The organism is Sphaerotilus natans, assembly GCF_900156335.1.
Lineage (GTDB): Bacteria > Pseudomonadota > Gammaproteobacteria > Burkholderiales > Burkholderiaceae_C > Sphaerotilus > Sphaerotilus natans.
This window is the reverse complement of the sequence record NZ_FTMZ01000017.1, coordinates 1-12053: the sequence shown is the minus strand read 5'-3', so window position 1 is coordinate 12053 and position 12053 is coordinate 1. Positions and strand designations below refer to the sequence as shown.

At 72.3% G+C, this 12053-nt stretch carries 11 protein-coding genes and 1 pseudogene; 4 read left to right on the top strand and 8 right to left on the bottom strand.

What is annotated here, in order from left to right:
• Positions 1-32 precede the first annotated feature (32 nt).
• On the top strand, positions 33-872 hold the full coding sequence (locus BW996_RS14635; RefSeq protein ID WP_051632114.1) for an AraC family transcriptional regulator: 840 nt from the start codon (positions 33-35) through the stop codon (positions 870-872).
• On the opposite strand, the gene BW996_RS14630 is transcribed toward BW996_RS14635, so the two are convergent.
• The gene (locus BW996_RS14630; RefSeq protein WP_241462023.1) at positions 848-1585 is read right to left on the bottom strand and encodes a GntR family transcriptional regulator; all 738 of its coding nucleotides are present in this window, start codon (positions 1583-1585) and stop codon (positions 848-850) included. The genes BW996_RS14635 and BW996_RS14630 overlap by 25 nt on opposite strands.
• A gap of 133 nt (positions 1586-1718) precedes the next feature.
• On the opposite strand from BW996_RS14630, the gene BW996_RS14625 reads away from it, so the two are divergent.
• Both BW996_RS14625 and BW996_RS14620 read left to right on the top strand, forming a co-directional pair.
• On the top strand, positions 1719-2735 hold the full coding sequence (locus tag BW996_RS14625; RefSeq protein ID WP_037483886.1) for a Bug family tripartite tricarboxylate transporter substrate binding protein: 1017 nt from the start codon (positions 1719-1721) through the stop codon (positions 2733-2735).
• Positions 2736-2804: 69 nt separating this feature from the next.
• Positions 2805-4232, top strand: coding sequence for an enolase C-terminal domain-like protein (locus tag BW996_RS14620; protein ID WP_037483889.1), 1428 nt, complete (start codon positions 2805-2807; stop codon positions 4230-4232).
• A gap of 1 nt (position 4233) precedes the next feature.
• Here the strand turns inward: BW996_RS14620 and selD are convergent, their stop codons facing one another.
• The 6 genes from selD to BW996_RS14590 all read right to left on the bottom strand — a co-directional run bounded on the left by selD (position 4234) and on the right by BW996_RS14590 (position 10369).
• Entirely contained in the window at positions 4234-5322 is a 1089-nt protein-coding gene (selD, locus tag BW996_RS14615; protein WP_037483890.1) for a selenide, water dikinase SelD, read from the bottom strand.
• 8 nt (positions 5323-5330) lie between these two features.
• Entirely contained in the window at positions 5331-6200 is an 870-nt protein-coding gene (locus tag BW996_RS14610; RefSeq protein ID WP_051632116.1) for a putative selenate ABC transporter substrate-binding protein, read from the bottom strand.
• A complete protein-coding gene (locus BW996_RS14605; protein WP_076458975.1) occupies positions 6197-7885 on the bottom strand; it encodes a PhnE/PtxC family ABC transporter permease in 1689 nt (562 codons plus the stop codon). Before BW996_RS14605 ends, BW996_RS14610 begins: the two co-directional genes overlap by 4 nt.
• Positions 7872-8627: a phosphonate ABC transporter ATP-binding protein gene (locus BW996_RS14600; protein ID WP_037483892.1), complete on the bottom strand. Its 756-nt coding sequence runs from the start codon at positions 8625-8627 to the stop codon at positions 7872-7874. Before BW996_RS14600 ends, BW996_RS14605 begins: the two co-directional genes overlap by 14 nt.
• A gap of 11 nt (positions 8628-8638) precedes the next feature.
• Positions 8639-9688: a tRNA 2-selenouridine(34) synthase MnmH gene (gene mnmH / locus BW996_RS14595; protein ID WP_037483894.1), complete on the bottom strand. Its 1050-nt coding sequence runs from the start codon at positions 9686-9688 to the stop codon at positions 8639-8641.
• 111 nt (positions 9689-9799) lie between these two features.
• Positions 9800-10369, bottom strand: coding sequence for a DsbA family protein (locus tag BW996_RS14590; protein WP_037483895.1), 570 nt, complete (start codon positions 10367-10369; stop codon positions 9800-9802).
• 89 nt (positions 10370-10458) lie between these two features.
• Here BW996_RS14590 and BW996_RS14585 point away from each other — a divergent pair, with 89 nt between their 5' ends.
• Positions 10459-11178, top strand: coding sequence for a dienelactone hydrolase family protein (locus tag BW996_RS14585; RefSeq protein WP_037483898.1), 720 nt, complete (start codon positions 10459-10461; stop codon positions 11176-11178).
• A 684-nt stretch (positions 11179-11862) separates the two neighbouring features.
• Here BW996_RS14585 and BW996_RS14580 read toward each other — a convergent pair.
• Positions 11863-12053: pseudogene (locus tag BW996_RS14580) on the bottom strand (IS110 family transposase); the annotation flags it as partial.

Sequence of the window (12053 nt, the reverse complement as noted above, 5' to 3'; positions counted from 1 at the left end):
CGATGCTGCCACCCCGACAGTCCGCCCTGCCCATGCGCCGCCCTGATGCCGATGCCGACGACCGCCTGACGCTGCACGCCGCGCCCTATCCGTATGCGCTGCCCGCGCCACTGGTGTTCCGCACCGCGGCGATGCCCGCGCGGGCGCGCTACGAGCGCCATCGCCACGCCTGGGGCGAGTTCGTCTATTCCTTCAGCGGCGTGATGGAGGTGCAGATGGTGGGCGCGCAGACCTTCCTGGCCCCGCCGCAGTTCGGTATCTGGCTGCCGCCGGAGGTCGAGCACATCGGCCTGAACCGGCAGGCGGCCGTGCACAGCTCGCTCTATGTGGATGCGGCGCTGTGCGGGGCGCTGCCGCTCCAGCCCTGCGCGCTGGCGGTCGACCCGATCGCCCGCGCGGTGCTCGAGCACCTGCGTGAGCACCCGCCCGCGCTGCCGGCTCCGCCCGAGGCGCAGCGGCTGATGCAGGTGCTGGTCGACCGGCTGGCGCAGGCGCGCGCGATCGGCAGCTACCTGCCGCGCTCAGGAGATCCGGCGCTGGCGGCGGTGCTGGCCGCGCTGGAGGCCGATCCGGGCGACGAGCGCCCGCTGGCGGCCTGGGCCGCGCAGGTCCACAGCACCGAGCGCACGCTGGCGCGGCGCTGCCAGCGCGACCTGGGCATGAGCTTCGCCGAATGGCGCCAGCGCCTGCGCATCGTGCGCGCGCTGCCGCGGCTGGAGGCCGGCGAGAAGGTCGCCAGCGTCGCGCTGGACCTGGGCTATGCCAGCGCCTCGGCCTTCATCGCGATGTTCCGCCGGGTGACTGGCGCCACCCCGCGCGAGGCCGCGCCGGCCGCGGCCGGTCGCGCTCAGCCGGTGACGGATTCGGGGTAGAGCCGGCGCATCTCGTCGATGCGGCCCAGCGTGCCGCTCAGGTGATCGCGCAGCGCCGCGCGGGCGGCGGCCGGGTCGCGCCGGGCGATGGCCTCGGCGACGGCCTCATGCTGGCGCAGCACCGAGGCGGCCTTGCCGGCCTCGGGCAGGTGCAGCCGGCGCAGCCGGTCGATGTGGCCGCTCTGGCGGCGCACCAGCGTCCACAGCGCATCCAGGTCCAGGGCGGCATACATCGCCTGGTGGAAGCTGCGGTCGGCCTCGATGAACTCGGCGTAGACGGCATCGGGCATCAGCCCGTGCGCGTCCTGGTGCTGCAGCAGCGCGCGCTGCTGCGCCAGCGCGCCGGCCAGCCGCGCCTCCAGCGCCGCATCGGCCTCGCCGCCGGCCAGGCGCTCGACGATCTCCAGCTCCAACGCCAGGCGCAGCACATGCGCCTGGCGCGCGGCGCCCAGGTCGATGCGGCTGACCACCGTGGCGTGCTGGGCGAAGATCTGCACCAGCCCCTCCTCACCGAGCTTCATCAGCGCGTCGCGGATCGGTGTCTGGCTCAGGCCAAAGGCCTCGGCCAGCTCGCTGCGCACCAGCACCGTGCCGGGAGCCAGCTCCATCGAGACGATGCGCGCACGCAGTTGCTCGAAGACCTGCGGCGCGGCATGGCGTGAGCGGTCGAGCGCCAGCTTCGGCGCGGCCACCGGAGCGGAGGAAGCAGTCAAGGCGAGGGCGGGCACGGTGCGCATGACCTCGATTCTAGGCCGCAGGCCGGGTCGGGCCACGGGTTTGTCTGTATCCGTGTACTAATACATTAGTGCTTCAATGCAAGCCTCTGAGAACGAGGAGACACACCACATGGACCGCATCGATCGTTGTTCGCGCCGAGACGCCCTGGGAGCGCTGGCGGCCGGCACGCTGGCCGCGCTGGGCCTGCCCGCCACCGGCGCCCAGGCTGAGGAGGCCGCCACCTGGCCGGCCGCCAAGCCGATCACCTGGGTGGTGCCGTTCACGCCGGGCGGCTCGACCGACGTCATTGGCCGCACGCTGGCGCAGAAGCTGGGCGAGGCGCTCAAGCAGACGGTCGTCGTGGACAACCGGCCCGGCACCGGCGGGGGCATCGGCGCGGCCTCGGTCGCCAAGGCCGCGCCCGACGGCTACACGCTGATGGGCGGCACGATCAGCTCGCACGCCATCAATGCCAGCCTCTACCGCAAGCTGCCCTACGACCCGGTCAAGGACTTCGAGCCGGTCAGCCTGGTGGCCTTCCTGCCCAATGTGCTGCTGGTCAATCCGAACCTGGGCGTCAATTCGGTGGCTGACCTGATCGCGCTGCTGAAGAAGGACGAGCGCCGGCGCACCTTCGCCTCGTCGGGCGCGGGCACCTCCACGCACCTGGCCGGCGAGCTGTTCGCCGACCTGATCGACGTGCCGCTGACCCACATCGCCTACAAGGGCACGCCGCCGGCGATGGTGGACGTGTCGTCTGGCCAGGTCACATTCATGTTCGACCAGATGACCGCGGCGCTGCCGCTGCTGCAGTCGGGCAAGCTCAAGCTGCTGGCGGTGACCACCGCCAAGCGCTTCGCGCTGGCGCCCGACACGCCGACGATGATCGAGGCGGGCGTGCCCGGCTTCGAGATGGCGTCCTGGCAGGCGGTCTACGCCCCGAAGGGCACGCCCAGGCCGATCGTGCAGCGCCTGAACGCCGAGATCGTGCGCGCGCTCAAGCAGCCCGACGTGCGCGAGAAACTCGGCCGCCAGCTCGGCATGGAGCTGGTCGGCAGCACGTCCGAGGAGCTCGCCGCGCTGATGCAGCGCGAGATCCCGCGCTGGGCCGCGCTGGTGAAGAAGTCCGGCGCCAGCACCGACTGAAGCGCCGCCCCCGCCCGCGTTGTCCGATCCCCCTCCCGCCGACCCACCTGCCGATCCCGCCTGCCGACGATGACCTCCGCCTCCCGCTTCCCCTCCGATCCTTCCGACGCATCCGGCACGCCGGTGGTGACCTCGATGCGCGTCATCCCGGTGGCCGGTCAGGACAGCATGCTGATGAACCTGTGCGGCGCCCACGCGCCGTGGTTCACCCGCAATCTGGTGCTGATGACCGACTCGGCCGGCCACACCGGCCTGGGCGAGGTGCCCGGCGGCGAGGGCATCCGCCAGGCGCTGGAGCGGGTGGTGCCCCTGGTGCTGGGGCAGCCGATCGGGCGCATGCGCCGCACCCTGGAGCGGGTGCGCGCCACCTTCGGCCAGGGCGGCGCGCATACGAGCACGGTGCACCAGGTCACCGATGCGGCCGAGGCGGCGGTGCTGCGCCAGCCCCACGAGATCAATCTGCGCATGGACAATGTGCTGACCGCGATCGAGGCGGGCCTGCTCGACCTGCTCGGCCAGCACCTGGGCGTGCCGGTGGCCGAGCTGCTGGGCGACGGTCAGCAGCGCGACGCGGTGCCGATGTTGGCCTATCTGTTCTACATCGGCGAGCGCGAGCGCACCGGCATGGCCTATGCGGCGCCGTCCGGCGGCGATGCCGAGTGGTACCAGCTGCGCGACCAGGCAGCGCTGACGCCGCAGACGGTGGCGCGGCTGGCCGAGGCGGCCCATGCGCGCTATGGCTTTCGCGACTTCAAGCTCAAGGGTGGCGTGATGGACGGCGCCGACGAGATGGAGGCGGTGCGCGCGATCAAGGCCGCCTTCCCCGAAGCCGGCGTCACGCTCGACCCGAACGGCGCCTGGTCTCTGGCCGAGGCGATCGACCTGTGCCGGGGCCAGGGCCACCTGCTGGCCTATGCCGAGGACCCCTGCGGCCCGGAGGGCGGCTACTCGGGCCGCGAGGTGATGGCCGAGTTCCGCCGCGCTACCGGCATCCGCACCGCGACGAACATGGTGGCCACCGACTGGCGCCAGCTCGGCCACTCGCTGCGGCTGGACGCGGTGGACATCCCGCTGGCCGATCCGCATTTCTGGACGATGCAGGGCTCGGTGCGGGTGGCGCAGCTCTGCGAGGCCTTCGGCATGACCTGGGGCTCGCACTCGAACAACCACTTCGACGTGTCGCTGGCGATGTTCACCCATGTCGCGGCGGCCGCGCCCGGGCGCATCACCGCCATCGACACCCACTGGATCTGGCAGGAGGGCCGCGAGCGGCTGACGCGCGAGCCGCTGTGCATCGAGGGCGGCCAGGTGAAGGTGCCCGAGCGCCCCGGCCTGGGCATCGAGCCCGACCTGGAGCGCATCGAGGCCGCGCACCAGCTCTACCTGAAGGTCGGCCGCAGCGCCCGCGACGACGCGCTGGCGATGCAGCCCCTCCTGCCCGGCTGGCAATACCACCCGAAGCGGCCCAGCTTCGGGCGGGCGGCCCGGCTGGGCTGACTCAGCCCCGGAGCGTGATGCGCGCGGTCGGCGCGTCCTCGCCCCGCGCCTGCATCCGCCCGACGCAGGCCGCCTCGGCGAAGCCGGCGGCGCGGAAGGTGGCCAGCACCGCGTCCAGCGCCTCGGGCGCGCAGCTCACCAGCAGGCCGCCGCTGGTCTGCGGATCGGTCAGCAGCGCGCGCTGGGCCTGCGGCAGATCGGCCGGCAGCGCCACCTCTGCGCCGTAGCTCGCCCAGTTGCGGGTGGAGGCGCCGGTGAAGACGCCGTCCTCGGCGAAGCGGCGCGCGTCATCCAGCACCGGCACGGCGGCCAGGTCGAGCGTGGCGTCCAGCCCCGAGCCGCGGCAGACCTCCAGCAGGTGGCCCAGCAGGCCGAAGCCGGTGACGTCGGTCATGGCGTGCACCGCCGGCAGCGTGGCCAGCGTCGCGCCCACCGCGTTGAGCTGCGTCATCGGTGCGCGCATGCGCGCATAGCCCGCCTCGTCGAGCAGGCCGCGCTTGAGCGCCGCCGACAGCACGCCCACGCCGATCGGCTTGCCCAGCACCAGGCAGTCGCCCTCGCGGGCGTCGGCGTTGCGCCGCACCTGGTCGGGCGCGACCAGGCCGATGGCGACCAGGCCGTAGATCGGCTCGGCCGCGTCGATCGAGTGGCCGCCGGCGATCGGGATGCCGGCCTCGCGGCAGACGCTGGCGCCGCCCTCCAGGATCGCGCCGATGGTCTCGGTCGAGAGCTTCTGGATCGGCATGCCCACCAGGGCCAGCGCGAAGATCGGCCGCCCGCCCATCGCGTAGATGTCCGAGAGCGCATTGGTCGCGGCGATGCGGCCGAAGTCGCGCGGATCGTCGACGATCGGCGTGAAGAAGTCGGTGGTGGCGACGATGGCGTGGCGCTCGTCCAGGCGCCAGACCGCGGCGTCGTCGCTGGTCTCCAGGCCGACGATCAGCTCCGGGGGAATCAGCCCCTGCGGCGTGCGCGCCAGGATCTCGGAGAGCACGCCGGGGGCGAGCTTGCAGCCGCAGCCGCCGCCGTGGGCGAGCTGCGACAGCGGCGGGTGCGCGGGGGCTGCGGCAGCGGCGGGCGCGGTCGTCATGGCGGCGCTCACTTCAGCAGGCCGGTGGAGCGGCCCACCTGCTCGATGACGGCGAAGTCCTCGACCTTGGCCGGGACGAATTTCTTCGCGCCCTGCAGGTCGAGCACCGCCTTCTCGGCCGGGTCGTTCATGTCCAGCGTCAGGAAGGCGTCGGCGAACTTCTTCACCGTCTCGGCCGGCAGGTCCTTGCGCGCGGCCCAGACATAGTCGACGAAGGCCGGCGTGGTCCAGATCGCGCGCACCTTGGCCGGGTCGAACTGCTGCTTGGACTCCATGCGCTTCCAGACCTCGATGTTGACCGCGCCGGCCTGCACCTTGCCCGACTCGACCATCTTCACGGTGGCGTCGTGCGCGCCGCTGTAGACCGGGGCGCCGGCGAAGTCCTTGTCCGGGTCGATGCGCCAGGTGGTCTCCAGGAAATGACGCGGGAACAGGTGCCCCGAGGTGGACGACTTCGCGCCGAAGGCGAAGCTCTTGCCGCGCAGCTCCTCGGGCTTGCTGATGCCGGAGGCGGCGCTGGCGATGAAGACGCTGTGGAACTCGCGGTCGATGTCGCGCATGACCACCGGGCGCGCGCCCGACATCACCTTGGCCTGCACGAAGGTGAAGCCGCCCAGCCAGGCGAAGTCGATCTTGCCCGCGCCCAGCGCCGAGACGGCCGCGCCGTAGTCGATCACCGGCACGTAGACCACCTTGACGCCGAGGTGCTTCTGCAGCTGGTCGACCAGCGGCTTGTACTTGCGCGCCAGCTCGGTCGGGTTCTCGTCGGGGATGCCGGAGACGCGGATGACGGTCTCCTGGGCCTGGGCCAGCGGCGCCAGCGCGGACAGGGCCAGCAGCGAGGGCAGGGCCAGCAGGGTGCGACGGGGCAGGGTCATGCGGGAAAAGCTCCAGAGGAAGAAGGGGTGAGGACAGGCGGCGCGCAGCGCGGGCCGCGGTCAGGGGTGGCGAGCAGGCGCGCGCGCAGGCGGTCGCCCACCAGGTCGACCAGCGCCACCAGGCTCAGCAGCACGATCAGCAGCAGCGTCAGGTCGCGAACATGGAAGAGGCTGATGGCGGTGTGCAGCGCGTCGCCGATGCCGCCGGCGCCGACAAAGCCCACCATCGTGGTGGCGCGCACATTGACCTCGAAGCGGTAGAGCGCGAAGGCCGCCAGCCGCGCGCGCACCTGCGGCCAGACGCCGGCGACGAAGACCGCCAGCGGCCCGGCGCCCTGCGCCTGCAGCACCGCCGGCGGCCCCGGCTCGGCCTCGTCGAGCACATCGGCGAACAGGCGGCCCATCACGCCGAGGTTGTGCACCGCAATCGCCAGGATGCCCGCCAGCGGCCCGCCGCCGACCCAGACGACGAAGACCAGGGCCAGCGTCAGCTCCGGCATCACCCGGGTGAGCTGCAGCACCGCGCGCGCGGCCTGGCGCCCCAGCCACCGCGCGAGCCGGCGCGGCCAGGCCGGGCGCGGCGGATCGGGCAGGAAGCTGCCGGTGCTCAGGTGCGCCGCCGCCAGCGGGGCCAGCACCATGGCCCCCAGCGCCGAGGCCAGCGTCGCCGCCCAGGCCATCAGCACCGTCTCGCCGGTCTGCAGTGCCACGGTGCGCATGAAGGCAGCGTCCGGCGCCAGGTGATCGAAGCTCAGCAGCGCCACCGATGAGCCGCTCCACAGGTCAGCCCACGGGATCTCCAGCCACCACAGCGCCGCCGCCGTGCCCAGGCCGGCCAGCGCGAGCGTGCGCGGCAGCGGCCCGCGGCGCAGCCGCGCGCCCAGCGCCTCCAGCGCGACGACGAAGACCAGCACCGCCAGCAGCGTGGTCGCCAGCTTGTCGTACTGGTAATAGCGCAGGCTCAGCGCGATCTCGCTGCCCAGGCCGCCCGCACCGACCACGCCCAGGATGGAGCCGATGCGGATGTTGCATTCCAGGCAGAACAGCGCGTAGCCGGTCCAGGCCCGGCGCACCTGCGGCAGCACCGCGTGCAGCAGCACCGCGCCGCGCGAGGCGCCGGTGGCGCGCAGCGCGCGGATCGCGCCGGGCTCCAGCGCCTCGGCCAGCTCGGCGTAGAGCTTGCCGATGTTGCCGCCCACCGTCAGCATGATGGCCAACACCGCCGCGCCCGGCCCCAGGCCGAGCAGCTGCACGAACAGATAGGCCCAGACGATCTCCGGCACCGAGCGGCAGAAGTTCAGCAGCAGCCGCGCGCCCTGGCGCAGCAGCGCTGTCAGGCCGCGCTGCCAGGCGGGCCGGTGCCGCGGCGGGTCGTCCAGATCGGGCACGCGGATCGCCACCAGGGCCAGCAGCGTGCCCAGCGCGGTGGCCATCACCGTGCCCAGCACGCCGATCAGCAGGCTCTCGAGCGAAAGCTCCAGCACCCGCGCCAGGAACTCGGCCGAGAAGTCCGGTCGCGCCAGGCCCGAAAGGATGTCGGCGGCGTTCTTCAGCCCGTCGGCGTCGAAGAGCTTGGAGGGCTCGGCGCCGGTCAGCGGCAGCGCGATCCCGCCCGAGAGCAGCACCGCCAGCACGATCAGCAGCGTCTGCAGCCGCGAGCGCAGCACCGCGTCAGAGCCGTTCATCGCTGCCGGCATAGAGCTGGGCCAGACGGTCTTCGCCGACCTCGGCCGGCGGGGCGTCGAACAGGATGCGGCCCTCGCGCAGGCCGATGACGCGGGTGCAGTCGCTGCGCACGATGTCGAACCAGTGGGTGCAGAACACCAGCGCCATGTCGCCGCCGCGCGCCTGATCGACGATCAGCCGGGTGATCTGGCGCGCGGTGCGCGGATCGAGCGAGGCGGTCGGCTCGTCGGCCAGCAGCAGGCGCGGGCCCGACACCAGCGCGCGCGCCAGCGCCACGCGCTGCATCTGCCCGCCGCTGAGCGTGCCCGCCGGCGCCCACTGCAGCCCGGCCAGATCGACCGCCTGCAGCAGCGCGGCGACGCGCTCGCGCTCCAGCGGCCACAGCGCCGCCAGCAGCGTGCGCCAGGCCGGCCAGTGCGACAGCAGCCCGGCAACGATGTTGTCGTGCACGCTCGACTGCGGCACCAGCAGGTTCTGCTGCTCGACGATGCGGCAGCGGGCGCGGTGCGCCTGCAGCGCCCGCCACGGCAACCGCGCCAGGTCGCGGCCATCGACCTCGACGCGGCCCTGGCTGGGGCGCAGCGCGCCGGCCATCAGCCGCAGCAGCGTGGACTTGCCCGCGCCGCTCGGGCCGATCAGCGCCACCCGCTCGCCGGCGCGCAGCGTCAGGTCGATGCTGGAGAGCACCTCGCGCTCGCCCCAGCGGCGGCCGACGCCGTGCAGGCGCAGTTCCCGTGCCATGCGTGCGCCCTTCAGCCGAGCGCGTGCAGCGCCTGCGCCACCCGCGCGATGCCGGCGGCGTCGAGCGCCTCGGCCGCGACCGCGCGCCGCTCGGCCCAGCGGCGGAAGTGCGCCGCCTGCGAGCGGCCGTAGGCCGGGTCGTAGTGCAGCCGGCTGAGCTCGTCGAACAGCGGGCGCAGCGCGCGGGTGCGCGCCCAGTCCTGCCAGCGCGCGATCGTCTCGCGGCTGTGCAGCTCGCGCAGCATGTCGAAGCGCGAGGCGAGCTGCTCGGGCTCGTCGCCCAGGTAGGCGTAGTCTTCGAGCAGATAGTCGAGCCGCGCCGCCGCGCTGGCCTCGATCTCCAGACAGGTGGCCGCGCGCATGCGCTCGATCAGCGTGGTCGGCAGCGCGATGCGACCGATTCGGCGGCTCTCGGCCTCGACGTAGACCGGCTGCGCCAGGTCCAGGCGAGCGAGCTGCACCGCCAGCTGCGTCTCGAAGGCCTTCTGCGAGGGCTGCTCGATGCCCGGCAGCGCGCCCAGCAGCGAGCCCTTGTGGCAGGCCAGCCCTTCCAGGTCGAGCACCTGCGCGCCCTGCGCGGCCAGCGCCTGCAGCACGCGCGTCTTGGCGCTGCCGGTGGGGCCGCAGACCACGCGCAGGTCGAGCTGCGGCGCGATCGCGTCGATCTGCGCGATCACATGCTGGCGCCAGCGCTTGTAGCCGCCGGCGAGCTGCTGCGCGTCCCAGCCCACCAGCCGCCACCAGTTCACCATCGAGCCGCTGCGCAGGCCGCCGCGCCAGCAGTAGACCACCGGGCGCCAGCTCGCCGGCATGTCGGCGAAGCGCTCCTTCAGGTGGCGCGCCAGGTTGGCCGCCACCATCGCGCCGCCGACCCGCCGCGCCTCGAAGGCGCCCTGCTGCTTGTAGATCGTGCCGACGATGCGGCGCTCCTCGTCGTCGAGCGAGGGGCAGTTGATCGCGCCGGGAATGTGGTCGAGCGCATATTCCGACGGCGAGCGCGCGTCGATGATGCAGTCGAAGCGCGGCAGGTCGGCGATCTGGGCGGGGCCGCGCGAGCTCATCGGCGGGCCGGCGCCGGCAGCGGCGCGAGAGAGAACATCATGGTCGGGCGGCGAGGGCAAAGGCGAGATGATAGGAGATCGCCCCCCGGCCCGACCGCTGCCGGGCTTCCTTCAGCCCGCCAAGCCGAGCCGCTCCAGCCAGGCGTCCACCGTCTCGCCGCTGCCCATCTCCGGCACCGCCAGCCCGTCGATCAGGAAGGTCGGCGAGACATGGATGCCGTTCTGGCGGGCGTGACGGGCCTGCCACTTGACCGCGGCGGTCAGCTCGGGCCTTTCCCAGGCGGCGGCCAGCGCCAGGCCCGAGAGCGCCTCGATGCGCGCCAGCACCTGCCGCGGCGTGCGGTCGAGCACCTCGCCGCTGCAGTGGTCGGCGGGCTCGAACTCGGCGCGGTGCGTGAAGATCGCGCCCAGCACCGCGCGCACCGCCGCCGCCCCGTCGGGCAGGCTGGCCGCCGCCAGCACCGCGCGCGTCGTCACCGGCGAGAACAGATGCCAGGGCTGCGACTGCAGCCGCAGCCGGATCGTCAGCCGCTCGGCGCCGGCCCGCGCCAGCAGCTCGTCGAGCTTGCCCCAGGCCCGCGCCGAGAACGGGCAGGTGGGCTCGAGGAACACGTCGAGCGTGCGCGGGCCGTGGCCCAGGCGCAGCGCGTCCTGGATGCGGGGGAGGTCGATCGTCGTCATGCGGCGATCTTGCCAGACAAGAGATGGGCTAGCCTGTGGCGCCGGCCGTTGTGGCCGACCCCGATCCCTGCTGAAAGGACGTTTTCCCGATGAGCCCCTGCCCCACCCGCTGGACAAGCCTTCCCGCCGAGGACGGCACGCTGGATGTCTTTGTGGCGCTGCCGCCCGCGGGCCGCGGCCCCGGGCTGCTGCTGCTGCAGGAGATCTTCGGCGTCAACGCGCACATCCGCGCCGTGGCCGAGCAGTACGCGCTGGCGGGCTTCGTGGTGATGGCGCCCGACCTGTTCCGGCGTCAGGCGCCGCGCGTCGAGCTGGGCTATGTCGGCGAGGACCGCGAGCGCGCGCTGACGCTGATGCGCGGCCTGAGCCGCGACCAGGCGGTGGCCGACATGACGACCACGCTGGCGGCGCTGCGCGCGATGCCGGAATGCACCGGCCGCGTCGGCGCGATCGGCTACTGCCTGGGCGGCCGGCTGGCCTTCGCGGCGGCGGCGCTGTGCGAGGTGGACGCGGCGGTCTGCTACTACGGCGGCGGCATCGCCGCGCAGCCCGATCTGGCCGCGCTGGCCGGGCGCATCCGCGTGCCGGTGCAGTTCCACCACGCCGGCCACGACCCGAGCATCCCGCCCGAGGCGGTCGCCGCGGTGCGCGCAGCCATGGGCACCGCCCCCGCCGCCGCGCAGGCCGACTTCCACGACTACCCGCAGGCGCAGCACGGCTTCAACTGCTGGGCCCGCGCCGCCCACGACCCCGCCAGCGCCGCGCTGGCCCAGGGCCGCAGCCTGGTGTTTCTGTCCGCGTTGTTCTGAGGGGCTGATCGGGGCCCGCTTTGTCACGTCTTGGCGGCCCCTTCGTGACTTCCATCACGCCCCGAAAGCCCGCCCCACTGATGATGCCCGCCGTTCGTAGACGCAAAAAATGGCAATCGGTAAGCTGATCTCTCTTTACAGAGACGGCGCAACAGTCAAACCCTGCTGCAGGGTTTTGCGTCGATTTTTACGGGAGAAAAAGCATGCAGATGACAGAAAAATTCATGGCGCGACAACGATTTGTGTGCGTTGCAGGTCTAGGTGAAAGCCTGCAGCGGGCTATTACGCCAGCAGCGAGTGCGGTCTAAATTACTACAAGGGCATCCCCGCGAAGTCAACAAAACCTTCCCGAGCGGATTCCATTGAAACCCGCCTGAGCAGCGTTCGAACGATCTGGCCAACACACACACGAAACCAGCGATCGACAGGGAGAACAAGGTGCGGACTGCAAAACTACAACCGGTCTTTACTGCGGCTTCTGTTGCCGCTGACCCTGATGAAAGACGCGCGTGGGGGCTCCATTCGTTAGCCGAGGTTGCTCTTGCGAGCGCCTCCAAAAGTTAAACGAGCACTCCCCACGCAGGTCTGACCTTGTTCCATCAACGCAGGCATCACGCGGTGGCAGATTCTTCCTTCACGGTGTCGGATGAGAGATTCGAAATCGGTTCGACTGGCCGGATCGGCTCACGTCACGGGTTTGAACGCCTCGCCCTTGGCCAGCATCGCCCAGGCCATGCGGGCATTCTTGGCCGCGATGGCCACGACGGCCTTCCAGTAACCACGCCGCTCGGACAGCGCCACCGCCCAGCGGCTGAGTCGGTCCTTCTTCTTGGCCGCAGCGGCCAGCGTGGCCCGCGCACCCAGGATCAGCAGCG

Bases quoted from the DNA above. Each gene is read 5' to 3' on its own strand.
- BW996_RS14635 (WP_051632114.1), top strand. From the start codon at position 33: ATGCGCCGCCCTGATGCCGATGCCGACGACCGCCTGACGCTGCACGCC.
- BW996_RS14625 (WP_037483886.1), top strand. From the start codon at position 1,719: ATGGACCGCATCGATCGTTGTTCGCGCCGAGACGCCCTGGGAGCGCTG.
- BW996_RS14620 (WP_037483889.1), top strand. From the start codon at position 2,805: ATGACCTCCGCCTCCCGCTTCCCCTCCGATCCTTCCGACGCATCCGGC.
- selD (WP_037483890.1), bottom strand. From the start codon at position 5,322: ATGACGACCGCGCCCGCCGCTGCCGCAGCCCCCGCGCACCCGCCGCTG.
- BW996_RS14610 (WP_051632116.1), bottom strand. From the start codon at position 6,200: ATGACCCTGCCCCGTCGCACCCTGCTGGCCCTGCCCTCGCTGCTGGCC.
- BW996_RS14605 (WP_076458975.1), bottom strand. From the start codon at position 7,885: ATGAACGGCTCTGACGCGGTGCTGCGCTCGCGGCTGCAGACGCTGCTG.
- BW996_RS14600 (WP_037483892.1), bottom strand. From the start codon at position 8,627: ATGGCACGGGAACTGCGCCTGCACGGCGTCGGCCGCCGCTGGGGCGAG.
- mnmH (WP_037483894.1), bottom strand. From the start codon at position 9,688: ATGAGCTCGCGCGGCCCCGCCCAGATCGCCGACCTGCCGCGCTTCGAC.
- BW996_RS14590 (WP_037483895.1), bottom strand. From the start codon at position 10,369: ATGACGACGATCGACCTCCCCCGCATCCAGGACGCGCTGCGCCTGGGC.
- BW996_RS14585 (WP_037483898.1), top strand. From the start codon at position 10,459: ATGAGCCCCTGCCCCACCCGCTGGACAAGCCTTCCCGCCGAGGACGGC.